Below are 26,360 nucleotides of genomic sequence, written 5' to 3' on the forward strand. Positions count from 1 at the left end.
GTGAGAGCACAATGTCGAATAAACCTTTTTATTATCAGGATCCTTTTCCGTTAAAAAAGGATGAGACCGAATACTATCTGTTGAGCAACGACTACGTTTCCGTCGCAGAATTTGAAGGGCAGGAAGTCCTCAAAGTTGCCCCGCAAGCGCTGACGCTCCTCGCCAAACACGCCTTCCACGATGCTTCCTTTATGCTCCGCCCCGCGCATCAGCAGCAGGTGGCCGATATCCTTAACGATCCGCAGGCCAGCGAAAACGACAAGTACGTAGCGCTGCAGTTCCTGCGTAACTCGGATATCGCCGCGAAGGGTATTCTGCCGACCTGCCAGGATACCGGCACGGCGATCATCATGGGTAAAAAAGGCCAGCGCGTCTGGACCGGCGGCGGCGATGAAGCGGCGCTGGCGCGCGGCGTGTATGACACCTTTATTGAAGATAACCTGCGCTACTCGCAGAACGCGCCTCTCGATATGTATAAAGAGGTCAACACCGGTACCAACCTGCCGGCGCAGATTGACCTCTACAGCGTCGATGGCGACGAATATAAGTTCCTGTGCATTGCTAAAGGCGGCGGCTCGGCGAACAAAACCTACCTGTATCAGGAAACCAAGGCGCTGATCACCCCGGCGAAGCTGAAAAGCTATCTGGTTGAGAAAATGCGTACCCTGGGAACCGCGGCCTGCCCGCCGTACCATATCGCATTCGTCATCGGCGGGACCTCCGCGGAAGCCACGCTGAAGACGGTGAAGCTAGCGTCCACGAAATACTACGATGGCCTACCGACCGAGGGGAACGAGCACGGTCAGGCCTTCCGCGACGTACAGCTGGAAAAAGAACTGCTGGAAGAGGCGCAGAACCTGGGGCTGGGTGCGCAGTTCGGCGGCAAGTACTTTGCCCACGATGTTCGGGTGATTCGTCTGCCGCGCCACGGCGCATCCTGCCCGGTGGGGATGGGCGTCTCGTGTTCCGCCGATCGTAACATCAAAGCGAAGATTAACCGTCACGGCATCTGGATTGAGAAACTGGAGAACAACCCGGGTAAATACATACCGGAATCGCTGCGTAAGGCGGGCGAAGGCGAAGCGGTGAAGGTTGACCTCAACCGCCCGATGAGCGAGATCCTCAAGCAGCTGTCTCAGTATCCGGTTTCCACTCGCCTGTCGCTAAGCGGCACCATTATCGTGGGGCGCGATATTGCCCACGCCAAGCTGAAAGAACGCATGGATAAAGGCGAAGGTCTGCCGCAGTACATCAAAGATCATCCAATTTACTATGCCGGCCCGGCAAAAACGCCAGAGGGCTACGCGTCTGGCTCTTTGGGCCCAACCACCGCAGGCCGTATGGACTCCTACGTCGATCAGCTGCAGTCGGAAGGCGGCAGTATGATCATGCTGGCGAAAGGCAACCGTAGCCAGCAGGTCACCGATGCCTGCCACAAACACGGCGGGTTCTACCTCGGTAGCATCGGCGGCCCGGCGGCGGTACTGGCGCAGAGCAGTATTAAGAGTCTTGAATGCGTGGAGTACCCGGAGCTGGGAATGGAAGCCATCTGGAAAATTGAAGTAGAAGACTTCCCGGCGTTTATCCTCGTGGATGACAAAGGTAACGACTTCTTCCAGCAGATTCAGGCGTCGCAGTGCGCCCGCTGCGTGAAGTAATCCTTTCACCGCCCCTCGGGGCGGTTTTTTATTTGTACCATACTGATCTTAGCCTGCTTGAGCACTGTCACTTCACAATCACTTTGAATTCAAGGAGAAAGTAATGACAACGTCACGCCGCGAAAGCGATTCAATGGGCCCTATCGAGGTGCCCGCCGACAAACTGTGGGGCGCACAAACCCAACGCTCCCTGGAGCATTTTCGTATTTCCACGGAGAAAATGCCGCTTTCGCTGATTCACGCCCTGGCGCTGACCAAGCGCGCGGCGGCTAAGGTCAACCAGGATTTAGGCCTGCTCACCGCGGATAAAGCCGGTGCCATTATGGCGGCGGCCGATGAAGTGCTGCAAAACCGCCATCAGGATGAGTTCCCGCTGGCCATCTGGCAGACCGGTTCCGGCACGCAAAGCAACATGAACATGAATGAGGTGCTGGCCAACCGCGCCAGCGAACTGCTGGGCGGCGAGCGCGGGATGGCTCGTCAGGTCCACCCGAACGATGACGTCAACAAAAGTCAGAGCTCTAACGACGTGTTCCCGACGGCGATGCACGTGGCGGCGGTCATCGCGCTGCGCGAACATCTTCTGGTGCAGCTTGCGATATTACAGGAAACGTTACGCCAGAAAGCCGAACGCTTCCGCGATATCGTCAAAATCGGCCGCACCCACCTTCAGGATGCCACGCCGCTGACCCTCGGCCAGGAGTTTTCCGGCTGGGTGGCTATGCTGGAGCACAATCGTCGTCATCTGGAGCAGAGCCTGCCGCACCTGAGCGAGCTGGCGCTGGGCGGGACGGCGGTGGGAACCGGGCTGAATACCCATCCTGAATATGCGGTTCGCGTGGCGAAAGAGCTGGCAGCGCTGACCGGGCAGCCGTTTGTGACGGCGCCGAACAAGTTTGAAGCGTTGGCCACCTGCGATGCGCTGGTGCATACCCACGGTGCGTTGAAAGGGCTGGCGGCATCGCTGATGAAAATTGCCAACGACGTGCGCTGGCTGGCATCGGGGCCGCGCTGCGGTATCGGTGAACTGTCGATACCGGAAAACGAACCGGGGTCGTCAATTATGCCAGGAAAGGTCAACCCAACCCAGTGTGAAGCTATGACCATGCTGTGCTGCCAGGTCATGGGCAACGATGTGGCGGTGAATATGGGCGGGGCATCCGGTAACTTTGAACTGAACGTCTACCGGCCGATGATTATTCATAACGTGCTGCAATCGCTGCGACTGCTGGCTGATGGCATGGAGAGCTTCAACGCGCACTGTGCGGTGGGCATTGAGCCAAACCGCGAGCGAATTGAGCAACTGCTTAATGAGTCGCTGATGCTGGTGACCGCGCTGAATACGCATATCGGCTACGATAAAGCGGCAGAAATCGCCAAGAAGGCGCACAAAGAGGGGCTGACGTTGAAAAATGCGGCGCTGGCTTTAGGCTATCTCAGCGCCGAAGAGTTCGATCTTTGGGTTCGTCCGCAGGAGATGGTAGGGAGCCTGCCGGGCCTGCGTTAATCGGTCGCGAGCCACAGATGAAGCCGCGGAATAAGCAGCTGTAGAGGCTGTGCCTGCGGCTTATGCCGGTGCTGTACATTATCGGCGTCGTAGTCCAGCAGCTCGCCCAGATCCGGTACGCTGACGCCGTTGCGCCCGCTGCTGACGGCAATCAGCGGGCCGGGGCAGGCGTACTGTATCTGCTTTTGTTCTCCGGCGTACCATACGCGCGCAATGGGCTGGACCTTCACCGGGCGTTTAATCTTCAGTCTGGCCTTTTGCGGCAGGGCGGCAATGTCCTGATATTCGCGCTCCAGCCGCGCCTGCCACTGTTCCCGCGTCCAGGGGGGCACGGCGCGGGGCGATTTCAGACTCTTCTCCAGCTGTGCCAACACCTCATCACGGGTCAGGTTTTTGATAATGTGCTTATTGGCCCAGCCAAAACGAATCGTGCTCGGGTCGTGCAGCAGGGTGAGCGAGCGGTAGGCGTTGAGGGTAATTAGCCCCGGTATATAGCGATGAACCCATTCGAAACGGGCCACCGACGGCAGGCCGGAATCAACGGTGATAATCTGTTCCAGCTCGGCTTTCAGACGGTTAATCAGCTGGACCCGGTGGCTGAGCGCATCGTGCTGTTCGCTGCCTGCCTGCAGGCAGATTGCGCCGGGCAAACGTACCGCGGCCTTACTGCTGCGGTTTTCCGACTGCTGCTGAATAAACAGGTGGCTGAAGTGCTGAAGCGCCATGGCAAACGCCGGCTGGCCGAGATGCTGGACAACCGGAATGCGCGACAGCGGGGCGTGCTCGGCGGTTTTCGGTACTTCCGGCAGCGCGAAGATGCGGGCAGTCAGCAGACGGCACGCAGACAGCTCGTTGCGCAGCTCGGCAAGGTTGCGTTCAAGCTGGCGGAAGGTGTCGGTTAAGCGCTCAACGAGATCGTAACTGGCCATGGTCGCGTTCCTCTGTTGTTAATTAGTTACAACATACTTTTGATGTTGTGACTATAATCCACGATTCGGCACCGTGCAAACCGCGGTCAGCTAGCCGCGGGCAGGGAAATAGAGTGGTAAATAGGCCATTGCAGACTGAAGCGCGCGCCGCCGAGCGGGCTGCTTTCGCAGCTAGCGTGTCCGCCCATGGCCGTGGCGATGGAGTGGACGATAGCCAGACCCAGGCCGCAGCCGCCGGTCGCGCGGTCGCGGCTGGGATCCAGGCGAACAAACGGTTCAAATACGCGCTCGCGTTCATCGGCGGCAATACCCGGGCCGTCGTCGTCCACCAGCAGGCAGGCCTGGCTCCCGCTGAGGGTCAGGCTGACCTGAATCTGGGACTGACTGTAACGCATGGCGTTATTGATCAGGTTATCGAGAACGCGTTCCATCAGGCGCATATCCAGCGCGCCGTAGTCGCCCTGGGTCAACTGCTTAAGCGTGATGTCTCGCTGCGGGTTCACCGCTTGCACATCTTCAACGTGCGCGGCTATCCAGCGCGGGAGGTCGGGAGTGGTCAGAGAAAGCTCGGTCTGCGGGCGATCAAGACGTGCGTAGGTCAGCAGTTCTTCAATCAGCGCTTCCAGCTGGCTAATATCGCGATTCAGCGCCTGAGACTCGGCTTCAGTCAGGTTCTCGCTCATCTCCAGACGGTAGCGCAGACGAACCAGCGGCGTACGCAGCTCGTGTGCAATGCCGTCAATCAGCTGCTTTTTGCTGGCGATAAGCGCATTGATATTGTCGGCCATCTGGTTAAAAGCGACGCCCAGCCGCTCGAAGCTGGATAAACTGTCGAAATGAATACGCTCCCCCAGATGCCCGTCGCCAAAGCGCTGCGCGGCGTTTTCCAGACGTAGCATATCCTGCCAGTGCGGGCGCATCCAGATGAATACCGGGAAGGCCAGCGAAATGGCGATAAACGCCATGAGGGCAATATCGAGTAGCCGCATCTCATGCATAAAGTACAAATACGGGACCGGGCCGACCGCCAGCACATAGTGGCTGCGCGGAATGCGCTGAATAAAGGTGTACTGATCGTCGAGCGCAACGATATCACCGGCGCGAAGGTGCTGCATGGCGCTATCGGCCAGCTGGAACTTGCTCAGTGGTTCAATGCGCAGATCGAAAGACAGGTTCAGATCCAGTTCGTTAAGCGTTTTGCTCCAGTTACGCGGCGGAATCTCACGCAGCTCGCTGCGCATCAGGTACAGCGAGCTTTTCATCAGGTCATCCAACGACTGACGCCCCGCACGCTCGGCGGTAAATTTGTAGACCAGCCCGACCAGCATCGTCATGACCAGAAAGCAGACAAACAGTAGCAGGTAAAACTGCACAAACAGCTTTTTCATCGAAAACCACCGAACGTTCAATAGGGTGTGGCGAGGGGGCGCATGACTCTGGCGTACAAACAGGCCAGAACGCTACCCAGCCGCCGGTTAGCAGCGTACCCGGGAGAGTACACTGTATTCATACTTTCTGCATGCAGCGCACGGGGTCACCGAGATAAATCGCCGCGGCTGTGGCCGGGGAAGCGGTGATTTCATTTGCCGATAAATCCCCCTAATACCACGCCGTTAGCCGCTGACGGTCATGCCGTCGACATATTGGGAGTGAATATAAACATAAGCACGGCAGGAAATAACGCGATCGATAAAGCCAATGCACGCTGATGGTGGCTTGTTAAACAATCATAGTCACGATCGGAATAATGACGAGATGATAGGAATATTCTTCTCGTCGTCTATTTGTGCATTATGTGCTGTTATATAAAATACAGTGCGGGCTCAGATCAAAAGGTGTGGGCAATAAAGCATTAAATGTTTTTTGCCAAAGATGCGAATATTAAGAAAACCTTAAGAAGATAGCATTCAATGCTAATGTATTGTCTCCTCTCAATTTTATTATCGTAAGTCGGTTCTTAAGGTAAATTACGATGATGAAATTTGACACACACTTCTCATTCTCTGCGATGGTCCTGCTGGTGCTTTCCGCATTGTTTCCTTTCGCGGCGGAGTGGCGTATTTCGTTGGACGACGGTGCGCTGGTGACACATATCGAGAATGGACAGGCGCTGTGGTTGCTGTTTGGCGCCGTGTTTACCGTGTGCTACAGCAAGCCGTGGGAAAAACCGGCGGGCGAGAAACAGTTCTGGATGTGGGCTACGCTGTGGTGGCTGGTGCTGCTTGGGCGCAGCACCAGCTGGGGGCGCGTTTATTTTCCTGATGCGCCGCGTATTGTGTTTCACGCGATAGCCACGGTACTGGTTGCAGGGGTGCTTCTTTCTCTGCTGTCGTCGCCGCTGCGTAAAGAGATTGTTCGACGCATTAAAGATAGCCCTAAGCCGCTGTGGTTAATGGCCGTCACGGTGATGACATTTTTGATTGCGGACACGATCGAACATCACCGTCTGCTGGCACCCTTGTTTGTGCGTGAACCGAATTATGCGGATCTGATGGAAGAGTTGTACGAAATACCGTTTATGGTGGGGCTGTTTCTGACCAGCTTTTATTTTATGAAACATGATAATGCGGTGTCGCATTCTGTCGGCGTACGATACCAACACAACCTATAAACCTCTGGCTATATCCAGGTTAAAAAGATCGTGGCGATGCGATCGTTTTCATGACGTTCTGGCCCTAGGCTAACACCCTAAAATCAGCAGCTTGCTATCCTCGCGTGACGGACGTAGTTTGGTGGTTTTCCGTTCGCGCGAGGGTGCTATGCAAGCGTTACTGATCATCGATATGCAGGGGTTTGTTCCGGAAAGAATCGCCGGGGGCATGGCTTATTTTCCCACCAACAGTATCGACAATATGCGCACCGCCATTGCGGCATTCAGGGCGGCAGGCAAGCCGGTGCTGCACGTGCGCCACGAAACGCTGGAGCCTGGCTCACCGATGCACCGGGACTCACCCCAGTTTCAACCCGTTGCCGGCTTTGAAGAGCGTGCCGGTGAAGCGGTATTTATCAAGACCACATCGTCGGCCTTTAGCTCCACCGATCTTTATGACGGGTTAAAGCGTGCGCAGATAAACGATCTTGCCGTCATCGGTGCCGTAGCTGGTTACTGCGTGAATTCTACCGTACGTATGGCGGCCGACCTGGGGCTGTCAATAACGGTGATTCGCGATGCGGTGCTCAGCTTTCCGCTTGAGAACGCAGGCATTAGCGCTGAGGACGTGTGCAACGTGACCCTTGGGCTACTGGAAAATGGCTTTGCCCGCGGCGTGAACACCGCTGCGCTGAATCTGGCTGCGGAGTAATTGCAGAAAATGCTGCCATGTGGCGAAGATTTGCGCCGTTGGCAGCATAAACACGCTGTTTTTAAGGTGGGTGGTGCGCTGTCTCTCGAGGGTTATAGTTTTAGCACCAGCATAAAATGCTGATGGCTATTCCCAGGCATGTGGCGCAAAAAGATAACCTTTATTGCGTACGGTTTTAATACGATAAGGCTCCGTCGCGCTGTCCTGGAGCTTTTTGCGCAGGCGTGAAATAGCCACATCGACGCTGCGATCCATCCCGTCATAGCTTACGCCGCGCAGATTTTTCAGCAGCGCGTCGCGGTCCATAATTTGCCCGGCATGGGTAGCCAGCTCCCACAGCAGATCGAAGTCGGCGGTGGAAAGGGCAATGGAGTCTCCGCTCAGCAGCACCTGGCGGTTGACCGGATCGATCGCCAGCGTGCCAAAACGAATGGCTTTATGCGGCGTCAGCGCCGGCTGGGCGGGCGCTGCTGCGCTGCTGCCGGTAGGGCGCTGGCGCAAATGCAAGCGCAGGCGCGCGAGTAGCACGGCCGGTGGGGTGGTTTTCAGGATATAGTCGTTCGCGCCCATTTCCAGCGACAGGATATGGTTCATATCGCTGTCCAGTGAGGTTAACAGCACGATCGGGCCCGGCCATTGGCCGCGCAGATCGCGACACAGCGTCATGCCGTCCTTGCCCGGCAGCATGATATCCAGCAGCACCAGGTCCGGTTGTTCGCGGGCAATGGTTGCTTCGGCGTTATCGCCGCGTGGCTCGACCACCACATCCATATCATGCTTACCCAGATAAGCGGCGATCAACGCGCCTACATCCGGATCATCCTCAACATAAACGATCTTATTCATGACTCTACGCACTGGCTTAAAAAAAGCTACGATACACTGCGCGCGATTTTGCTGCCACAAAAAGCCGCCCCTGCGGCCGTGTTAAAATGGGGGTTGGCAATACCGTTGAATTTCCATTCATTAATGGCACCGCTTCCGCTATGCTGGAGCAACATGTTGTATATTGGTGAATAATAAGATGGGGTTGTTAATTAAGGCGCTGCTTGGCGCGCTGGTGGTGGTACTGATCGGCATTCTGGCAAAAACGAAAAACTACGCCATCGCCGGGCTGATTCCGCTGTTTCCTACCTTTGCGCTGATTGCGCACTATATCGTTGCCAGCGAGCGTGGCACCGAGGCGCTGCGGGCCACTATCGTTTTTGGGATGTGGTCGATTATTCCGTACTTTCTGTATCTGCTATCGCTGTGGTATTTCACCGGCATGATGCGTCTGCCGCTGGCATTAGCAGGCGCCGTCGCCTGTTGGGGCGTCAGCGCCTGGCTGTTGATTTTCCTATGGGGCCGCCTGCATTAACCTTTAAACCAGCGGTCGCCCGCCGTCGACGGCGTAGGAGCGGCCGGTGACGTAATCGCTGGTGAGAATATACTCAACCAGGTTGATAATTTCTTTCTCGCCGCCGGCGATTTTCATCAGCGATTTATTCAGCGCCTTCTGACGATAGTCCGCATCGTCGCCTTCATTAAACAGCACCAGCGCAGGCGCAATGGCGTTAACCTTGACTTCCGGCGCCAGTTTACGGGCAAACGAACGGGTCATATTATCCAGCGCGGCTTTACTGGCGGCATAGGCAATATGCTTATCGCTGCCGCGTTCAACCACGTAGTCGGTGAAGTGAATAATATCGCTCCCGGCGTGCCCATGACCGCGCAGCAGGTCTTCCAGCTCATGGTTAAGCAGGTAGGGGGCGTGTACGTGAATTTGCATCATGGCGTTGAGCACATGGCTCAGCGGGGTTGTTGGGCTTTCCGCCTGCCAGCCGCTGGCGTTGTGCAGCACGGCGCGTAGGCCGCTGCAGCGTGATTTTACCGCCTCGGCAAAGGTATAGATTCCATCATCGTGGGAAAAATCGGCCTGAATGCAGACCGCCCCGGCCTGTTCCAGCCTATCGATGGCCGGATAGCGGGTACGGTAGCTGACGATCACCGGCTGCTGCTGGGCGAGAAAATGGTGGGCAAGGGCGAGGCCGATGCGGCGACCTCCACCGGTTATCAGAACGGGGCGTGATAGCGTATTTCCCATCGTTATCTCCATATGTTGTCGACGATGGGGCGACACGCGTTACCCCATCAACATCCACGTTGCCGGCACGGCGGCAAGCAGAAGCAGGCCAATTAAGGCTAATTCGCGGCGCTTGAGCAGGATATTATCCTGATGCGTGCGGCGTGCATAGATAAACACTAACAGACCCGGCGCGTAAAGCACCACCGACAGCAGCAGATGCATCGGGCCGGACGCATACAATAACCATAAGCCATAAATACAGGCGCCGATACCAATCACCTTATGCAGCGGGCGACGGGCGACCTTCAGCAGAAATGCGCCCACCAGAAAATAAGGTACAAGGATCATTTCGGACGCGATGGTCAGCAGCGTATTGTAATCTGAGCCGGTTAGCCAGATCAGCACCAGGCTTGCCTGGACGCAGAGGTTCGTTAACCACAGCGAGGCCGAGGGCGCATTGTTAGCATTCTGGCGGGCAAAGACACGCGGAAACGCTTTGTGCGTAGCGGCCAGCAGCGGGACCTCCGCCGCCATAATCGTCCAACTGAGGTAGGCACCGCAGACGGAAACAATCAGCCCGGCGGCAATGACAATCTCACCCCAGGACCCCATCATTCGCACCATCAACCCGGCCATTGACGGGTTACGCATTTCCGCCAGCTCAGGGCGAGCGACAACGCCCATCGACAGCAGCGTCACCAGCAAATACACCCCCAGCGCGGAAATGACCGCCAGGAGGGTCGCGCGGCCCACGTCTTTTTTATTGCGCGCACGCGCCGAGACAACAACCGCGCCCTCCACGCCGATAAATACCCACAGGGTAATCAGCATGGTGTTTTTCACCTGTTCCCACACCGGCACGCCGAGATCGATGCCGTGGAAATCCAGGGTAAAGATATCACTGTTAAACGCGATGGCGGCCAGCACAATGAACAGGCCTAGCGGCACAAGCTTCGCCAGCGTGGCAACCAGGTTAATGCTGGCGGCGGTCTGTACCCCGCGCAGGACCAGGAAGTGGACGACCCACAGCAGCACCGACGCGCCGACGATCGACTGCCAGGTATTGCCGTCACCGAACAGACGCAGTTCGGGCGTATCGGTAAAGAAACTGAGGGCGGAAAAGACAATCACCAGATACGACACGTTGGCAATAACCGCACAGAGCCAGTAGCCCCACGCCGAACAAAAGCCAATCAGCTCGCCGAAGCCTTCTCGGGCGTAGGTGAAAATGCCGCCGTCAAGATCGGGGCGAATGCGCGTCAGCACCAGCATGGCGACGGCTAAAAACAGGATACCGACGCCGGTAATGGCCCAGCCAATCAGCAGCGCTGCCGGGCTGGCTACCTCGGCCATGTTCTGCGGCAGACTAAAAACGCCGGCGCCGAGCATCGAGCTCAGAACCAGAGCGGTCAGGGCGCTAAGCCCTAATTTCTTTTCCATGTGAATCCTGTTGCGGAAAGAGAAGAACCAGAATATTTATTTGGCGAAATCGCATAAAAATGGAGGATTGCGCTGAAGGCGGCGATTTTACGGAGAGCGCTGCAGACATGCAACACAGGATGGCAGGAAAAGAATAAAAAAGGCGGCCGGGGCCGCCTTTTGCTGTGGCTTACTTGTACAGGTCGGCGCTGATGGTGACGTTGCCGCCGCGCTCCTGCCATTCACGGGTAATATGGTAGTACTTAGCGCCTTTCTTAGCGGCACGTTTGGCCACCTGGTAAGACACTTCGGTCATGTTGCCGTAGTTACCGGTGAATTTGATGCTGTCGAACGGAATCATCTGCGCAGCGGTGATTTTATTCAGTTCTTCAACCTTGGTGCCATCCGGCAGCGTGACACTGTAACGCCCGCCTTTCGATGTTTGCGTTTCGAAGAAGCGGCCTACGCCGGTGCCGGAACCCACTGCGGCCGTGGTGGCGACGCCTGGGATCTCAACCTGTTTCGCGGCTTCGCCACCTTCTGCCAGCATCTTACGACCCGCATCGGAGTCAGCCGGAATGGCGTCCGGGCTCTGCAGCACACGTTTTTTCGCATCAGCTTTATAGATATAGGCAGTAATACGCTGGTTACCGCCGTCGTTGGCATCCACCTGGCGCACGATAAAGAAAGAGTCTGCGCCTTTTGCTTTAGCGGCTTTAGTAATGGCGTCGTTGACTTCCGGCTGGCTGCGGTAGAAGCCCTGCACGGTAACGGTGTCGTACGGCTCCAGCTCAACGGCCTGATCTTTCGGCAGTTCCATTACGCCGTTGATGATGCGGTTTTTCGGGGTGTCGGCCTTCGGTGCATCTTGTTTATAGAGGTCAGCCGTCACGCGCCAGTTGCCGCTGTTGCCGTAGTCAGACGTATCGACAACATAGAAAGAGGCTGCGCCTTCTTTGTCCGCTTTACGTGACATCGCATTGACGGCGTCGCCAATGGCGGTAAAGCGACCGGTGATCACTACGCGGTCATAGGGCTTTAATGCGGACGCTTGCTCCGGGGTCAGCTCGGTGGCTGCTTGGGCGGACATTGCCGCGGCAGACAGCATGACGGACACGAGGAGGGTGTTCTTAAGCTTCATAAAAATAATCCTTCGCCTTGCGCAAACCAAATTCGGGTCATGTTGTTAATGGGAAAACGTCTGATTATGGCATTGAAATGACGCCATTGTCTGCGTCATTTTTAACTTCAGATGCGAACCCGGTGACGGTTTTGGATAACTTTTCCTGATATGTTGAAAAAACGGGCGCTTGACCAGAAAAAGCGGTCAACCATATGACTTTTTTAAGTTAATGGAATGTTAAACGCGCTGCTGCGCCCGCGAAAAATCATGTTTTCCCACGGAGATGAAGCGAATTATGAGGTTCGCGACTCAAATGGGGGTAAATATCGCTGTTTGCAGCGGCCGGAACTCCTTATTTGGCATTTAATGCAAAAATACTGTTTTTCGGCGCTAGATCACAATCGGTATTTTCAGTAGGTTATAGACAGTTTGTTACTGTTTTATTTATTCAGGTTGTTCGCCTGTTGGTCACTGACGGGGTATCCGCAACAAACTGACAAAACGGCAAACCATCAAATAAGAACCGCTATAAGGGAATCGTTATGCGTATTGGTGTACCGAAAGAGAGGTGGGCCCAGGAAACGCGAGTTGCAGCAACGCCGAAAACGGTAGAGCAGCTGCTGAAACTCGGTTTTAGCGTGGCAGTGGAGAGTGGTGCAGGAAAATTAGCCAGCTTTGATGATGGCGCCTTTGTCCAGGCTGGGGCGGAAATCGTCTCAGGTGACGATGTCTGGCAATCCGACGTTATTCTCAAAGTTAACGCGCCGCTGGATGAAGAAATTGCGTTGCTGAATCCGGGCACCACGCTGATTAGCTTTATCTGGCCGGCACAAAATGCCGAGCTGATGGCGAAACTCGCCGCGCGCAATATTAACGTGATGGCGATGGATTCTGTGCCGCGTATTTCCCGCGCGCAGTCGCTGGATGCGCTGAGCTCGATGGCAAATATCGCGGGCTACCGCGCCATTGTTGAAGCCGCCCACGAGTTTGGCCGCTTCTTTACCGGGCAGATTACCGCTGCGGGTAAAGTGCCGCCGGCCAAGGTAATGGTGATCGGCGCGGGCGTTGCCGGGCTTGCTGCCATTGGCGCGGCAAATAGCCTTGGCGCTATCGTCCGTGCCTTTGATACTCGCCCGGAAGTGAAAGAGCAGGTGCAGAGCATGGGCGCCGAATTCCTCGAGCTGGACTTCAAAGAAGAAGCCGGCAGCGGAGACGGCTATGCCAAAGTCATGTCCGAGGCGTTTATCGCTGCGGAAATGGCCCTGTTTGCCGCCCAGGCAAAAGAGGTCGACATTATCGTGACCACCGCGCTGATTCCGGGCAAACCGGCACCGAAGCTGATCACCCGCGAAATGGTCGACTCCATGACGCCGGGCAGCGTCATTGTCGATCTGGCCGCACAGAACGGCGGCAACTGTGAGTACACCGTGGCGAATGAAATCGTCACCACCGCAAACGGCGTGAAGGTGATTGGTTATACCGATCTGGCTGGCCGCCTGCCGACGCAGTCCTCCCAGCTGTATGGCACTAACCTGGTGAACCTGCTGAAGCTGCTGTGCAAAGAGAAAGACGGCAATATCGCCATCGACTTTGACGATGTCGTGGTTCGCGGCGTAACCGTGATCCGCGAAGGGGAAGTCACCTGGCCGGCACCGCCGATTCAGGTTTCTGCCCAGCCGCAGGCTGCGCCAAAAGCAGCTCCGGCAGCAAAAGAACCCGAAAAACCGGCGTCGCCGTGGCGGAAATACGCGCTGATTGCGCTGGTCATTATCCTGTTTGGCTGGTTGGCGAACGTGGCGCCGAAAGAGTTCCTCGGCCACTTTACCGTCTTCGCGCTGTCCTGCGTCGTTGGTTACTACGTGGTGTGGAACGTCTCTCATGCGCTGCACACGCCGCTGATGTCGGTGACTAACGCCATTTCGGGCATTATCGTGGTTGGAGCATTACTGCAGATAGGCCACGGAGGCTGGGTGAGCTTCCTGAGCTTTATCGCGGTGCTGATCGCCAGCATTAATATTTTTGGTGGTTTCACCGTCACTCAGCGCATGCTGAAAATGTTCCGCAAAGGATAAGGGGTAACACATGTCTGGAGGATTAGTCACAGCTGCATACATTGTTGCCGCCGTCCTGTTTATTTTCAGCCTGGCCGGTTTGTCTAAACACGAAACGTCACAGCAGGGCAACTACTACGGTATTGCCGGTATGGCCATTGCGCTGATTGCCACCATCTTCGGGCCGGATACCAGCAACGTCGCATGGATCTTGCTGGCGATGATTATCGGCGGCGCGATCGGTATTCGCCTGGCGAAGAAAGTGGAAATGACCGAAATGCCGGAGCTGGTGGCGGTGCTGCACAGCTTCGTGGGTCTGGCGGCGGTGCTGGTGGGCTTCAACAGCTACCTGCAGCACGAAACCGGCATGGACCAGATTCTGGTCAATATTCACCTGACCGAAGTGTTCCTCGGTATCTTCATCGGTGCGGTGACCTTCACCGGTTCTATCGTGGCGTTCGGCAAACTGTGCGGCAAGATGTCCTCGAAGCCGCTGATGCTGCCAAACCGCCACAAGCTGAATCTGGCGGCGCTGGTGGTTTCCTTCCTGCTGATGGTCGCTTTTGTGCGTACCGACAGCGTTGGCACCCAGGTTCTGTGCCTGCTGGTAATGACGGTTATCGCGCTGGCCTTTGGCTGGCACCTGGTGGCGTCAATTGGCGGGGCAGACATGCCGGTAGTCGTCTCCATGCTGAACTCCTACTCCGGTTGGGCGGCGGCGGCGGCGGGCTTTATGCTCAGCAACGACCTGCTGATCGTCACCGGCGCGCTGGTCGGTTCTTCCGGTGCCATTCTGTCGTACATTATGTGTAAAGCGATGAACCGTTCGTTCTTCAGCGTTATCGCTGGCGGCTTTGGTACCGACGGCTCCTCAAGCGGCAGCGAAGAAGAAGTGGGTGAGCACCGCGAAATTACCGCGGAAGAAACCGCCGAGATGCTGAAAAACTCGCACTCGGTCATCATCACCCCGGGCTACGGCATGGCGGTCGCGCAGGCGCAGTATCCGGTGGCGGAAATCACCGAGAAGCTGCGCGCGCGCGGCATCAAGGTGCGCTTCGGTATTCACCCGGTTGCCGGGCGTCTGCCGGGGCATATGAATGTGCTGCTGGCAGAGGCGAAGGTGCCTTACGACATCGTGCTCGAAATGGACGAAATTAACGACGACTTCGCCGACACCGATACCGTTCTGGTTATCGGCGCGAACGACACCGTTAACCCAGCCGCGCAGGACGATCCGAAGAGTCCTATTGCCGGGATGCCGGTGCTGGAAGTGTGGAAGGCGCAGAACGTTATCGTCTTCAAACGCTCGATGAACACCGGCTATGCCGGCGTGCAGAACCCGCTGTTCTTTAAAGAGAACACCCAGATGCTGTTCGGCGATGCGAAAGCGAGCGTGGACGCGATTCTGAAAGCGCTTTAATCACGCGCATAAAGCAGAAAAGCCGCCTGTTGTTTGGGCGGCTTTTATTTGTCTGTTGATTGCTTTTGGTCAAAAAACGCGCAGCGAAAGGTGCTATACTGCATAACGTCGTATAAACCTATAGAGGAAGTTATGGATACCTTGTTAACGCCTGCACAACTGGCAATCGAATTTCTCCGCCGTGAAACCACGCCTTTAACCCCCGCACAGTACCTGAAACGCGTTAAGCAGCTCGAGCTGGAGTTTGCCGATCTGATGTCACTCTCTGCTATTGAGCTCAAAGAAGAGATCGATTTTGCCTGGCGACTAGGCCTCCATTGATAGACTCCACCGTTCAGCCGGGGAAGCAAAGTCGGCTGGTAGCGATAAGAGATAAAAAAACCGGCCAGCAGCCGGTTTTTAGCCTTAAAAGACGAGCTTAATCGTCTTCTTCGTCGTCCATCTCAACCGGCGTCTGGTAGTCGTTCGGCTTGATGGCGAGCAGGTCACAGCGCAGGTGATCGATCACCTGTTCAGCGGTGTTGCCGAGGAAAGCGGCAGAAATGCCGGTACGCCCGACGGTGCCCAGCACCACGATACCCGCATCCAGATGTGCGGCCAGATCCGGGATCACTTCTTCAGGCAGCCCTTTCTCTACATGGGTAAACTTCTCATCAATACCGAACTTCTGGCGCAGCGACTTCATGGCTAACAGATGCTGGCCACGGATCGCATCGTTATAAACGCTGGGATCGAAGTCAGGCAGTTCGATGGCGATATTGATAGGCGTCACCGGGTAGGCACCGACCAGGTGCACTTCGGTATGGTTGACCTGTTCGGCCAGTTCGATGGTCTCTTTGACCAGCTTTTCGTTCAGCGCGTTGTGGTACGCCTCTTCGCTGGCAAGATTGACCGCAACCAGCGCTTTCCCGCCCTCCGGCCACGGCTGGTCTTTTACCATCCACACCGGGCACGGGCATTTACGCAGCAGGTGCCAGTCGGTTGGGGTAAAGATCACGGACTCCAGCTTGTCGTGCTGGTGCGCCATTTTCAGCAGCAAATCATGACCGCCGCTGACCACTTCCTGAATAATCGCCTCGAACGGACGATTGTGCCATACCACTTTAATCTCCAGCGGAACGCCGGCTTCCAGGTAGAATTTCGCCTGCTCGCGGATCCATGCGGTTCGCTGGCTAATGACGCCCTGGCGCATTGCGGTGCGTTCATCAGGAGACAGAAGGGTCGTCATCTCGTAGGAAAAATCATAGATTGGCAAAAACGCTTTAATGCGACCGCCAATCAGCTTGTGAAGATAAACAGCGCGCCGCAGCGCGGGCTGATCGTCCTGGTTGGGGTCAATCGCCACGAGCATATTTTGATATCTGGCCATACAGGGTCTCCTTACAGCTGTAACCACAGTTTGTCAGTAAAAGATAACTCATATAATGGGATTGAAACAGGGGAGAACCTTCGTAAGATCAATAAACAGGATAAATTAACCCGACGGCGCCAGGCGGGAAGAATTCAGCAGCGCAGCGCCATGAGCCGGCCACACGGGTTAAAAAATCAGATTTATTGCGTAGGTTATTTTGTTCTGAATCTTTTACATTACTAATAGGTTCCGGCACAGAAGGAAATGATGATGTCCAGACGTTCTTCAGTCTCAACGGCGGCGGTGGCGATCGTGACGTTGGTCCTTTGTACCACTCCCGCGTTGGCTAATCCCGGCAACGGGCACGGTAATGGAAACGGTAATCATGGTAATGGCAATAATGGCAACAAGGGAAGCAGCCAGCAGTGGAGCGGCGGGCATGATAACGGGCATGCGAGCGCAGGGCGAAAAGATTACGGTAAACCCGATCGTGTCGATCGCGATATTAGCTATGCAGCGGCCAGGCAGCTAGCGGTCAACTTTGGCTTAACCGGCTATAAATCGTTACCGCCGGGGATCGCTAAAAACCTGGCCCGTGGAAAACCGTTGCCGCCGGGTATTGCCAAAAAAACGGTGCCCGGTTCGATGCTGAATCAACTGCCGTACTACCCGGGTTACGAATGGCAGATCGTTGGCGACAATCTGGTGCTGATTGCGCTGAGCACGGCCATCGTCACGACGATTATCAACGGCGTGTTTGATTAAACGAAGGCAATAAAAAACCCCGGCAGGCCGGGGTATTTTATTTGTAGAGCAAAACGGGCATCAGGCAACGTTGCGGGTATGTCCCGCCAGTACCGCCAGCGCATCGCTGTTTTCGATGGTAATGTATTTACCTTTAACCGCCAGCATGCCGCTTTTCTGGAAACGACCGAGCAGACGGCTGATCGTTTCGACCGTCAGGCCGAGGTAGTTACCGATGTCGCCACGAGTCATCGTCAGACGGAATTCGCGCGGAGAGAAGCCTCGCTGGGCGAAACGACGTGACAGATTGTAGATAAATGCCGCCAGACGCTCCTCGGCATTTTTCTTCGACAGCAGCAGGATCATGTCCTGATCGCCTTTGATCTCGCCGCTCATTAAACGCATCATCTGCTGGCGCAGGTTCGGCATTTTACCCGAGAGATCGTCAAGCGTTTCGAACGGAATTTCGCAAACCATTGAGGTTTCCAGCGCCTGTGCAAAGCTCGGATGGTGCCCGGTGCCGATGGCATCGAAACCAACCAGATCGCCCGCCAGATGGAAGCCGGTAATCTGCTCGTCGCCTTGCTCAGTAATGGTGTAGCTCTTGATGGTACCGGAACGGATCGCATACAGAGACTTCAGTTCATCGCCGGCTTTGAATAAAGTTTGCCCTTTCTGAATGGGCTTTTTGCGCTCGATAATATTATTCAGCTGATCAAGCTCATGCTCATTAAGAGTGAACGGGATGCAAAGCTGGCTGATGCTGCAATCCTGACAATGGATCGCGCAACCGCCAGACTGAATGCGTCGTATAATTCTCTTTTCCGGGATCATAGGTTTGCTCAAGCCGTAATTGATATTGGTCAATTTTAACATCTTTTTGGTGAGCAGGTAAGTCTCGACGCGCGTATTCACCCAAGATTAAAAAGGGATAGCCTGGATTGATATATATCTAATTGATATAGTTTATAAAATTTCAGGCATCTTTACGCTTAAACGCGCCGTTGCACGTCGAAAAGGGCACAGAAAATCAAAGTAGCAGGTAACCTTCATGGCGCAGAAGCCACTCTTTGCGCTGCACGCCGCCGGCATAGCCGGTCATGGTTCCGTTGCGGCCGATGACTCGATGGCAGGGGACCACAATACTCACCGGGTTCGCGCCGTTTGCTGCACCCACCGCGCGCGCAGCGCCTGGACGACCAAGCTGTTCGGCGAGCTGGCCATAATGCATGACCTGGCCGCAGGGAATGGTGCGCAGAGCTTGCCACACTTCACGCTGAAACGGCGTCCCAGCGGTGGCGGTGGGAAGCGATTCAATAATTGCCAGGTCGCCGTCAAAGTAGTTCGCCAGCTGCTGACTGAGCCCGCCGGGGTTAGCCGACGTTACGCGGGTATAGCCTTCGGCGCGGTAGTGGATATCCAGCAACTGCTCCATGCGGTCGCTGTGTTCTTCCCATTCAACGGCGCGCAGATGAAATTGCTCATCGCACAGAATCCACAGCGGCCCAAGCGGGGTGGTTATTTTATCTTCAAGCAAAGTCAGCATGCGCACTCTCTGTATTTGTTTACGCAAATTATTCTCGCGTCACCATAGCATGTGGGCGGGGATGACTCTATACCTCAGATGTATAACCTTATAAATAATGTGGTGTATTTATAATCAAAGGTAAACTTCGCTAAAACTGATCAATAAATAAGATAAAGCCGAGGCGAGAATATAAAGCGAGGGCCATAAGGTAAAGATATATCCTTGAATGGGCGGGTAAAGTCACTGCCGGCGGGCGTAGAATAAAAATCGGGGTCTGTCGACATCGCCAGACCCCGCAGCAACCACACAATTGTATCCGTACCGTTCCCCACATTTTGCTCCGCACAGCGGGTATTACTATTTATAACGGGTCTGCGTTTATTTTCCAGATAATTCTTGGTGATTTATTTCACGTATTCAAAATAGCCCCCAACAATTAATGGCTGATTTACTGTATTTAAGGTTGAGTTAAATAATTCATATTTTGAATTTGTTACACATTTATATACTTCGCAGAGTGATTATTTAACAGTAAAGGGAAAAGCATTGAGCACGCCAATCCTCACGGCTATAGTATGCACCAGTTGCAACACTGGGGAGTTCTCATGAATCTTGACGACAAATCGCTGTTTCTTGGCGCCATGGAGGATGTCCAGCCGCTGAAGCAGCACAGTGATGTTCACTGGCAGCCCGTACGAAACTCCCGGACCCGCCAGCAGATCGATACGCTCCAGCTGGACAATTTTCTGACGACCGGCTTTCTTGACATCATCCCGCTGGGGACGCCGCTGGAGTTTAAGCGCGAAGGGCTACAGACCGGCGTGCTGGATAAACTGCGTCAGGGAAAATACGGTCAGCAGGCGAGCCTTGAGCTGCGCCAGCAAACGGTAGAAAGCTGCCGCCAGAATGTGTATGCCTTTATTGTTCAGGCACAGCGTGACAATTTGCGTAATGTATTGATTATTCACGGTAAAGGCAAAGAGGACGGTTCGCACGCTAATATCATCCGCAGCTATCTGGCCCGCTGGTTAACCGAATTTGACGACGTTCAGGCCTTTTGCAGCGCGCTGCCGCATCATGGCGGCAGCGGTGCATGTTACGTGGCGCTGCGTAAGTCGGCGGTCGCTAAGCAAGAAAACTGGGAACGTCACGCCAAACGCAGCCGTTAGCGCAGCAGCAGCGACAGCTCTGCGGCTGCTTTTTGCAGCTCGGGCAGCACGCGCTCGAGCAGCTCGTTGGCCGACACCTGACCGGCGTGCACGCCAACGTTTAGCGCGGCTTCAACCTGGCCTTGGGCGTTGAACAGCGGCACCGCCAGTGAACGCAGCCCCATTTCCAGTTCCTGATCGTTTAACGCATACCCCTGCTGGCGTACGGCCTTCAACTCGCTGCGCAGCTTGCTGACCGAGGCGATGGTCTGCGGGGTGTAACGAATCATGGTGATGCGTGCCAGCATATCGTTTAGCTTCTCTTCCGGCTGATGGCTCAGCAGCACGCGACCCATTGACGTTGACCAGGCGGGCAGACGGCTGCCGATATCCAGATCGATGGTCATAATGCGCGAGCTTGAGGCGCGGGCGATATACAGAATATCGTCGCCGTCGAGCGTGGCGATGGAGCACGACTCATTCAGCATCTCGCTCAAGTGTTTCAGCACCGGCTGCGCCGAACGGGCCAGCGGGGTAGAGGCCAGCCACGCGTGACCCAACGATAAAATACGCGGACGCAGCTGAAAATGCTTACCGTCCTCGGCGTAAACAAAACCCAGTTTGCCCAGCGTATACAGGCAGCGGCGCACCGCCGCGCGCGGGATCCCCGTCTTCTGGCTGATTTGCGAAATCGACAGCAGCCGACGCTGTGGGGTGAACGCCTGAATCACCTCCAGCCCGCGTGCTAGCGAAGCCATAAAGTTGGGGTCGCCCTTAAACGGGTCGCTATCGCCCGTCAAAATATCGTCCGGATGTTTGTCCACTTTTTCTCTCCGATTATGCCGTCGATCACATTCTGAACCTAAACATACATGATGTTCGATTATCGCACCATATTTCGATTATCGCCCTTGACCGACATCGTTAAGCGGGTCACATTTTGTGCGAATAACGAATATTAGTGCGATAACCGCACAACAAGGAGCAACCTGATGATTGATAAAAGTGTGCCGTCGCTGGCCGATGCCGTCGCGGGTATCCACGATGGCGCGACGATTATGATTGGCGGCTTCGGGCCTGCCGGGCAGCCGACGCTGCTGATCGATGCCCTGATTGAACAGGGCGCGCGCGACCTGACCATTATCAACAACAACGCCGGTAACGGTGAAATCGGCCTCGCGGCGCTGCTCAAAGCCGGACGCGTGCGCAAGATGATTTGCTCGTTCCCGCGTCAGGTCGATTCACATATTTTTGATGATCTTTATCGTCGCGGCAGCGTCGAGCTGGAGCTGGTACCGCAGGGCAACCTGGCGGCCCGCATTCAGGCCGCGGGCGCCGGGCTGGGGGCGATTTTCACACCTACGGGCTACGGCACGCCGCTGGCGGAAGGCAAAGAAACCCGTGAAATCGATGGCCGCCACTATGTGCTGGAGTACCCGATAAGCGCTGATTTTGCATTGATTAAAGCTCACCAGGCCGACCGTTGGGGCAATCTGGTTTACCGTAGAGCTGCGCGTAACTTCGGGCCGATTATGGCTACGGCGGCGAAAACCACCATTGTGGAAGTGGCCAGCATGGTCGCGCTGGGCGACCTCGATCCTGAAAACGTCGTCACGCCCGGCATCTTCGTTCAGCGCGTGTATGCGCAGGAATCTCACATCGCTCAGGCACAGCGCGCTTAAGGAGCCGAAAAATGCAGAAACTCTCTCGCGACGATATGGCCAAACGCGTGGCACAGGATATCCCTGAAGGGGCCTACGTTAACCTGGGCATTGGGCTGCCAACCCGCATCGCCAACTATTTGCCGTCGGATAAAGAAGTTTTTTTACACAGTGAAAACGGCCTGCTGGGCATGGGGCCAAAGCCCGCACCTGGTGAGGAGGACCCGGAGCTGATTAACGCCGGAAAAGAGTACGTGACGCTGCTGCAGGGCGGCTGCTATTTCCATCACGGTGATTCGTTCGCCATGATGCGCGGCGGCCATCTCGATATTTGCGTACTGGGGGCCTATCAGGTTTCGGCTCGCGGCGATCTGGCCAACTGGAGCACCGGCGCGCCGGATGCCATTCCTGCCGTGGGGGGCGCCATGGATCTGGCCGTCGGCGCACGTCAGGTGTTTGTCATGATGGACCATCTGACCCGTGACGGCGAATGTAAGCTGGTGGAGCACTGCACCTATCCGCTGACCGGCGTAGGCTGCGTCAGCCGTATTTATACCGACCTGGCGGTTATCGATATCACCGCCCACGGCCCGGTGGTGCGTGAGATTTTCAACGGCCTCTCCTTTGATGAGCTTCAGCGCATCACGCCGGTTACCCTGACTTATGACGCGGTCGCGGAAACCGCTTAAGGAATGATGATGAATCAAGCATTTATCTGCGACGCGGTACGCACACCGTTTGGTCGTTTTGGTGGTACTCTGGCTGGCGTTCGCGCTGACGACCTTGCGGCACTGCCGCTGAAGGCGCTGCTGGAGCGCAATCGCGGGTTAGACCCATCGCGTATTGATGATGTGATCTACGGCTGCGCCAACCAGGCGGGGGAAGATAACCGCAACGTCGCGCGCATGGCGCTGCTGTTGGCCGGTCTGCCGGAAACGGTGCCGGGCAGTACGATTAACCGGCTTTGCGGCTCCAGCCTCGATGCCATCGGCGTGGCGGCGCGCGCGATTAAAAGCGGCGAAACGCAACTGATGATTGCCGGCGGCGTGGAAAGTATGTCGCGCGCGCCGTTTGTGATGGGCAAAGCGGAAAGCGCCTTTAGCCGTGCGATGAAAATGGAAGATACCACCATCGGCTGGCGCTTTATCAACGGGCAAATGAAAGCGCTATACGGCGTAGACTCGATGCCGGAGACGGCGGAGAACGTGGCGACGGATTTCGCCATCTCGCGTGCCGATCAGGATGCCTTTGCGCTTCGCAGCCAGCAGCGTACCGCGCAGGCGCAGGCTAACGGCGCCTTTAACGATGAGCTGATCCCGGTATGGGTGCCGCAGCGTAAGGGCGAAGCGCTGAATTTCTCACTGGATGAACACCCGCGCAGCACATCCATCGAGGCGCTGGCGAAACTGAAAGGGGTGGTGCGCCCCGATGCGACCGTCACCGCCGGGAATGCCTCCGGGGTCAACGACGGTGCCTGCGCCTTGTTGCTGGCAAGCGAACGGGCGATGACGCAGAATGATTTACAGCCGCTGGCCCGCGTAGTTGGCGTGGCGACCGCTGGCGTTGCGCCGCGAATTATGGGGTTCGGGCCGGCTCCGGCGGTACGAAAAGTCCTTGCGCAGACGGGGTTAACGCTGGCGCAGATGGACGTTATCGAATTGAATGAAGCGTTTGCCGCGCAGGCGCTGGCGGTGCTGCGCGATCTGGGCCTGCCTGACGACGCCCACCATGTGAATCCGAACGGCGGGGCGATTGCATTGGGCCATCCGCTTGGTGCCTCCGGCGGCCGACTGGCGATGACCGCTGCTTACCAGCTGCGTCGTACCGGCGGCCGGTATGCGCTGTGTACCATGTGTATCGGCGTCGGACAGGGGATCGCGCTGATTATTGAACGCGTATAAGGAGCTGGAATGAGTGTGTTGACCCCGCTATTGCGTACCCGTGCGCTGACTGATTTTTTCAGCGACGAGCAGACCGTGCAGGGGATGCTGGACTTTGAAGCGGCGCTGGCCACCGCGCAGGCGCAGTGCGGCGTGATTCCCGAATCGGCGGTGGCCCCCATCGCGGCGATGTGCCGGGCGCAGCTGCTTGATCTGCCGGAGCTGGCAAGCGCGGCGGCGAACGCGGGCAATCTGGCGATTCCACTGGTGAAGCAACTCACCCTGCGCGTGAAGGCGCAAGACCCTGAGGCTGCGCGCTATGTGCATTGGGGGGCAACCAGCCAGGACGCGATTGACACCGGCCTGGTGCTCCAACTGCGCGGCGCGCTTCAGGAGGCGGAAATCCGGCTGTGCCGTTTGATTCAGGTGCTGGCAGAACAGACGGCGCGCTACCAGCACACGCTGATGCCGGGGCGAACGTGGATGCAACATGCCTTACCCATCACGTTTGGCCTGAAGCTCGCTGGCACGCTCGATGCGCTGCTACGCTGGCAGGAACGGCTCGTACAGCTGCGCCCACGCGTCCTGTCGCTGCAGTTTGGCGGCGCAGCGGGGACGCTGGCCTCCCTGAAAGCGCAGGGGCCAGAGGTGGCGCAGCGGCTGTCTGCGACGCTCGGGCTGGCGCTGCCGTCTACGCCCTGGCACAGCCAACGCGATCGTATCCTTGAGGTCGCCGGTTGGTTTGCCGGGCTGAGCGCGACGCTTGGCAAGTTTGCCAATGACTTCTCGTTGCTGATGCAGACCGAAGTGGCAGAGGTGAGCGAACCGATTGCCGAAGGCAGGGGGGGCTCCTCGGCCATGCCGCATAAGCGTAATCCGGTCAGCTGCGCGGCCATTCTGGCCGCCGTACAGCGGATGCCGGGGCTAATGGCTACGCTGTATGCCGCGCAAATTCAGCAACATGAACGCGCGCTGGGCGGCTGGCAGGCCGAATGGGAGACGCTGCCGGAGCTGGTGATGCTCTCCGGCGGCGTGCTGGAAAACAGTGAATATCTGTTGCGTGGTATGCAGGTCAATACGGCGAAAATGCGCGCCAATCTGGATATCACTCATGGTTTGATTATGGCCGAATCGGTCACTCAGGCGCTGGCGGCCTTTATTGGTAAAGCTGACGCCCATCATCAGATAGAAAAACTCTGTCAGCGGGCCATCGCGCTGGATTGCCCGCTACAACCGCTGTTGGAGAAGGACCCGCTGGTCAGCCAGCACCTTTCCCCGGCGCAACTTTCGCAGCTGCTGGACCCAGCGGCCGCCATCGGCAGTACCGATCATTTCGTGCGCCAGGTACTGGCGCGCTATCAGGAGCAGGGACATGAATATCCATTATCGTCTTGAAGGACCAGAAACGGCACCGGTACTGGTGCTCTCTAATTCACTGGGAACCACCCAGTCCATGTGGGATGCGCAGATGCCCGCGCTAACCGAGCACTTTCGCGTACTCCGCTACGATACCCACGGTCACGGGCAAACGGGTAAACGCGGAAAAGTGACGTTGTCACAGTTGGGTGAGGATGTGATCACGCTGCTTGACCATTTACATATTCAGCGCGCCTTCTTTTGCGGGATATCAATGGGCGGCCTGACCGGGCTTTGGCTGGCCCGCTTTGCGCCAGAACGCTTTATGGCGGTGGCGGTGGCCAACACGGCGGCAAAAATTGGCGAGCAGGCAAACTGGCTGTCGCGTGCGCGCACCGTTCGAAGCGAAGGCATGGGCGTGGTGGCAGCGGGCTCGGCGGATCGCTGGTTTTCTGCCGATTTTCGCCAGCACCAGCCTGCGATTGTTGAGCCGTTGTGCCATCAGCTGGCGCATGCCGACGCCGAAGGCTACGCCGAGTGCTGTGAAGCGCTGGCGGCGGCCGATCTGCGCGGCGAAGTGGCGGCCATCCGACTGCCGATGCTGATCATCGCTGGCGAACACGATCCGGTCACCACGGTTGCCGATGCCAACTACCTGCACCAACAGATTGACGGCGCTTTCCTGGTGAATTTACCGGCTTCCCATCTCTCTAACGTGGAAGCCAGCGAGGAATTTACCTCGGCGCTGATTGCCTTTTTACGGAGGGAAAATGGACGATAAGCAACGTTATGAACAGGGGATGGCGGTACGCCGCAAGGTGCTGGGCGATGCGCACGTTGACCGGACGCTGAAAAACCTGTCGCCGCTGAACGAAGAATTTCAGGATTTCATTACCCGCTACGCGTGGGGAGAAACCTGGACCCGGCCGGGGCTGGATCATCATACCCGCAGCATGATAACCATTGCGATGCTGATCGCGCTTAACCGTGAAGCGGAGCTGAAAATGCACCTGCGTGCGGCGTTTAACAACGGGGTGACCCGCGATGAGCTAAAAGAGTTGATCATGCACTCAGCGCTGTACTGCGGCCTGCCGGCTGCCAACGCGACGCTGCATCTGGCGCAGCAGGTGTTTAGTGAGATGGACGCTGAATCCGCCGTCTGAAAATCAACATTTGTTGAAAATTGCAATTTTGTTGAAATTGTCAGCGGGCGAT

Annotated in this window: 26 protein-coding genes; 16 read left to right on the forward strand and 10 right to left on the reverse strand. The window is 56.4% G+C overall.

The window, feature by feature from the left end; all coding sequences use genetic code 11:
• Window positions 1-11 precede the first annotated feature (11 nt).
• Together fumA and fumC are read left to right on the forward strand one after the other, a co-directional pair.
• On the forward strand, window positions 12-1,658 hold the full coding sequence (fumA, locus tag V6942_RS09440) for a class I fumarate hydratase FumA (protein WP_333501152.1): 1,647 nt from the start codon (window positions 12-14) through the stop codon (window positions 1,656-1,658).
• Window positions 1,659-1,761: 103 nt separating this feature from the next.
• The gene (gene fumC / locus V6942_RS09445; RefSeq protein ID WP_333501153.1) at window positions 1,762-3,165 is read left to right on the forward strand and encodes a class II fumarate hydratase; all 1,404 of its coding nucleotides are present in this window, start codon (window positions 1,762-1,764) and stop codon (window positions 3,163-3,165) included.
• On the opposite strand, the gene tus is transcribed toward fumC, so the two are convergent.
• Together tus and rstB are read right to left on the reverse strand one after the other, a co-directional pair.
• On the reverse strand, window positions 3,162-4,094 hold the full coding sequence (gene tus / locus V6942_RS09450) for a DNA replication terminus site-binding protein (RefSeq protein WP_333501154.1): 933 nt from the start codon (window positions 4,092-4,094) through the stop codon (window positions 3,162-3,164). The genes fumC and tus overlap by 4 nt on opposite strands.
• Before the next feature lie 86 nt (window positions 4,095-4,180).
• Window positions 4,181-5,482, reverse strand: coding sequence for a two-component system sensor histidine kinase RstB (rstB, locus tag V6942_RS09455; protein WP_182928662.1), 1,302 nt, complete (start codon window positions 5,480-5,482; stop codon window positions 4,181-4,183).
• A gap of 587 nt (window positions 5,483-6,069) precedes the next feature.
• Between rstB and V6942_RS09460 the strand changes: the two genes are divergently transcribed.
• Both V6942_RS09460 and V6942_RS09465 read left to right on the forward strand, forming a co-directional pair.
• Entirely contained in the window at window positions 6,070-6,705 is a 636-nt protein-coding gene (locus V6942_RS09460; RefSeq protein ID WP_182930630.1) for a hypothetical protein, read from the forward strand.
• Between the two features lie 148 nt (window positions 6,706-6,853).
• Window positions 6,854-7,396: an isochorismatase family protein gene (locus tag V6942_RS09465; protein ID WP_182930523.1), complete on the forward strand. Its 543-nt coding sequence runs from the start codon at window positions 6,854-6,856 to the stop codon at window positions 7,394-7,396.
• Between the two features lie 126 nt (window positions 7,397-7,522).
• Here the strand turns inward: V6942_RS09465 and rstA are convergent, their stop codons facing one another.
• Window positions 7,523-8,242, reverse strand: coding sequence for a two-component system response regulator RstA (gene rstA, locus V6942_RS09470; RefSeq protein WP_182930524.1), 720 nt, complete (start codon window positions 8,240-8,242; stop codon window positions 7,523-7,525).
• A gap of 178 nt (window positions 8,243-8,420) precedes the next feature.
• On the opposite strand from rstA, the gene V6942_RS09475 reads away from it, so the two are divergent.
• Window positions 8,421-8,756 (forward strand): GlpM family protein, encoded by a 336-nt coding sequence (locus V6942_RS09475; RefSeq protein ID WP_182930525.1) that lies wholly within the window; start codon window positions 8,421-8,423, stop codon window positions 8,754-8,756.
• Between the two features lie 3 nt (window positions 8,757-8,759).
• Here the strand turns inward: V6942_RS09475 and folM are convergent, their stop codons facing one another.
• The 3 genes from folM to ydgH all read right to left on the reverse strand — a co-directional run bounded on the left by folM (window position 8,760) and on the right by ydgH (window position 12,024).
• Window positions 8,760-9,482: a dihydromonapterin reductase gene (gene folM, locus V6942_RS09480; RefSeq protein ID WP_106926858.1), complete on the reverse strand. Its 723-nt coding sequence runs from the start codon at window positions 9,480-9,482 to the stop codon at window positions 8,760-8,762.
• Window positions 9,483-9,521: 39 nt separating this feature from the next.
• On the reverse strand, window positions 9,522-10,904 hold the full coding sequence (locus V6942_RS09485; protein ID WP_106926860.1) for an amino acid permease: 1,383 nt from the start codon (window positions 10,902-10,904) through the stop codon (window positions 9,522-9,524).
• A 169-nt stretch (window positions 10,905-11,073) separates the two neighbouring features.
• A complete protein-coding gene (gene ydgH, locus V6942_RS09490) occupies window positions 11,074-12,024 on the reverse strand; it encodes a DUF1471 family protein YdgH (RefSeq protein ID WP_106926862.1) in 951 nt (316 codons plus the stop codon).
• A 524-nt stretch (window positions 12,025-12,548) separates the two neighbouring features.
• On the opposite strand from ydgH, the gene pntA reads away from it, so the two are divergent.
• The 3 genes from pntA to V6942_RS09505 all read left to right on the forward strand — a co-directional run bounded on the left by pntA (window position 12,549) and on the right by V6942_RS09505 (window position 15,798).
• Entirely contained in the window at window positions 12,549-14,078 is a 1,530-nt protein-coding gene (pntA, locus tag V6942_RS09495; RefSeq protein ID WP_182930526.1) for a Re/Si-specific NAD(P)(+) transhydrogenase subunit alpha, read from the forward strand.
• A 10-nt stretch (window positions 14,079-14,088) separates the two neighbouring features.
• Entirely contained in the window at window positions 14,089-15,477 is a 1,389-nt protein-coding gene (gene pntB / locus V6942_RS09500) for a Re/Si-specific NAD(P)(+) transhydrogenase subunit beta (RefSeq protein WP_106926866.1), read from the forward strand.
• 132 nt (window positions 15,478-15,609) lie between these two features.
• A complete protein-coding gene (locus tag V6942_RS09505) occupies window positions 15,610-15,798 on the forward strand; it encodes a YdiH family protein (RefSeq protein WP_106926868.1) in 189 nt (62 codons plus the stop codon).
• Window positions 15,799-15,895: 97 nt separating this feature from the next.
• Here the strand turns inward: V6942_RS09505 and uspE are convergent, their stop codons facing one another.
• Entirely contained in the window at window positions 15,896-16,846 is a 951-nt protein-coding gene (gene uspE, locus V6942_RS09510; protein ID WP_182930527.1) for a universal stress protein UspE, read from the reverse strand.
• Window positions 16,847-17,098: 252 nt separating this feature from the next.
• Here uspE and V6942_RS09515 point away from each other — a divergent pair, with 252 nt between their 5' ends.
• The gene (locus tag V6942_RS09515; protein ID WP_333501155.1) at window positions 17,099-17,593 is read left to right on the forward strand and encodes an anti-virulence regulator CigR family protein; all 495 of its coding nucleotides are present in this window, start codon (window positions 17,099-17,101) and stop codon (window positions 17,591-17,593) included.
• Window positions 17,594-17,653: 60 nt separating this feature from the next.
• On the opposite strand, the gene fnr is transcribed toward V6942_RS09515, so the two are convergent.
• Together fnr and ogt are read right to left on the reverse strand one after the other, a co-directional pair.
• Window positions 17,654-18,406 carry a fumarate/nitrate reduction transcriptional regulator Fnr gene (gene fnr, locus V6942_RS09520; protein WP_333501156.1) on the reverse strand — a complete coding sequence of 251 codons (753 nt, stop codon included), beginning with the start codon at window positions 18,404-18,406 and terminating at the stop codon, window positions 17,654-17,656.
• Window positions 18,407-18,602: 196 nt separating this feature from the next.
• Window positions 18,603-19,118: a methylated-DNA--[protein]-cysteine S-methyltransferase gene (gene ogt, locus V6942_RS09525; RefSeq protein WP_106926875.1), complete on the reverse strand. Its 516-nt coding sequence runs from the start codon at window positions 19,116-19,118 to the stop codon at window positions 18,603-18,605.
• 587 nt (window positions 19,119-19,705) lie between these two features.
• On the opposite strand from ogt, the gene smrA reads away from it, so the two are divergent.
• A complete protein-coding gene (smrA, locus tag V6942_RS09530; RefSeq protein WP_106926877.1) occupies window positions 19,706-20,269 on the forward strand; it encodes a DNA endonuclease SmrA in 564 nt (187 codons plus the stop codon).
• On the opposite strand, the gene V6942_RS09535 is transcribed toward smrA, so the two are convergent.
• Complete coding sequence (locus V6942_RS09535) at window positions 20,266-21,072, reverse strand: IclR family transcriptional regulator domain-containing protein (protein WP_106926879.1); 807 nt, start codon at window positions 21,070-21,072, stop codon at window positions 20,266-20,268. The two genes, smrA and V6942_RS09535, sit on opposite strands and share 4 nt — an antisense overlap.
• A 168-nt stretch (window positions 21,073-21,240) precedes the next feature.
• On the opposite strand from V6942_RS09535, the gene V6942_RS09540 reads away from it, so the two are divergent.
• Genes V6942_RS09540 through pcaC form a run of 6 tightly spaced genes read left to right on the forward strand, consistent with a single transcriptional unit; the run spans window position 21,241 to window position 26,308 of the window.
• Entirely contained in the window at window positions 21,241-21,930 is a 690-nt protein-coding gene (locus tag V6942_RS09540; protein ID WP_333501157.1) for a 3-oxoacid CoA-transferase subunit A, read from the forward strand.
• An 11-nt stretch (window positions 21,931-21,941) separates the two neighbouring features.
• Window positions 21,942-22,598: a 3-oxoacid CoA-transferase subunit B gene (locus V6942_RS09545; protein ID WP_106926883.1), complete on the forward strand. Its 657-nt coding sequence runs from the start codon at window positions 21,942-21,944 to the stop codon at window positions 22,596-22,598.
• A gap of 9 nt (window positions 22,599-22,607) precedes the next feature.
• Window positions 22,608-23,810, forward strand: a complete 1,203-nt coding sequence (gene pcaF / locus V6942_RS09550) for a 3-oxoadipyl-CoA thiolase (RefSeq protein WP_333501158.1) — start codon at window positions 22,608-22,610, stop codon at window positions 23,808-23,810.
• A 9-nt stretch (window positions 23,811-23,819) separates the two neighbouring features.
• Window positions 23,820-25,184: a 3-carboxy-cis,cis-muconate cycloisomerase gene (locus V6942_RS09555; RefSeq protein WP_333501159.1), complete on the forward strand. Its 1,365-nt coding sequence runs from the start codon at window positions 23,820-23,822 to the stop codon at window positions 25,182-25,184.
• Window positions 25,162-25,926 carry a 3-oxoadipate enol-lactonase gene (gene pcaD / locus V6942_RS09560; RefSeq protein ID WP_106926889.1) on the forward strand — a complete coding sequence of 255 codons (765 nt, stop codon included), beginning with the start codon at window positions 25,162-25,164 and terminating at the stop codon, window positions 25,924-25,926. Before V6942_RS09555 ends, pcaD begins: the two co-directional genes overlap by 23 nt.
• Entirely contained in the window at window positions 25,916-26,308 is a 393-nt protein-coding gene (gene pcaC, locus V6942_RS09565) for a 4-carboxymuconolactone decarboxylase (protein ID WP_182967744.1), read from the forward strand. The genes pcaD and pcaC overlap by 11 nt, the downstream gene beginning before the upstream one ends.
• Window positions 26,309-26,360 lie beyond the last annotated feature (52 nt).

This window comes from Kluyvera genomosp. 2 (genome assembly GCF_036759865.1).
In the GTDB taxonomy this organism is placed as follows: Bacteria; Pseudomonadota; Gammaproteobacteria; order Enterobacterales; family Enterobacteriaceae; genus Kluyvera; species Kluyvera ascorbata_B.